This window comes from Mesorhizobium sp. M4A.F.Ca.ET.050.02.1.1 (genome assembly GCF_003997725.1).
Classification (GTDB): domain Bacteria; phylum Pseudomonadota; class Alphaproteobacteria; order Rhizobiales; family Rhizobiaceae; genus Mesorhizobium.
This window is the reverse complement of the sequence record NZ_RZSG01001547.1, coordinates 1-400: the sequence shown is the minus strand read 5'-3', so window position 1 is coordinate 400 and position 400 is coordinate 1. Positions and strand designations below refer to the sequence as shown.

General features: G+C 61.0%; 1 protein-coding gene. It reads right to left on the bottom strand.

The features are described 5' to 3' along the window. The coding region (locus tag EOA33_RS38575) for a patatin-like phospholipase family protein (RefSeq protein WP_190234565.1) at window positions 1-396 on the bottom strand (396 nt) is incomplete at its 3' end. Between the last annotated feature and the right edge of the window lie 4 nt (window positions 397-400).

The window sequence follows — 400 nt, the reverse complement described above, 5'->3', positions numbered from 1 at the left end:
GACACCGACCTCGCGGTTCACTCCAAACATCGCGCTTGGGTTCGGTTCGAAAAAGCCAGGGATGCCGCGCATCACCGTGCCCATGTTGGCGAAGATGTTGCTTGGAATCATCATCCGGAAAAACTCGTCGAGCGGACTGCTCCGGCTGACGCCGTCCCAGAACTCCTGAAGTCTGGGCAGACGATCGCCGGGCTCGTTTCCTGCAATCAGCGCGGCGTTGATGGCGCCGATGGAGGTTCCTATGACCCAATCCGGTTCGATGCCGCCCTCGACCAGCGCCTGGTAGACACCGGCCTGATAGGCACCGAGAGCGCCACCGCCTTGAAGGACAAGGACTGTCTGACGCCTAACTTCGGCCTGGTGGCTGACCGCCGGTTCTGCTTCCGGAACAGACAGGTTT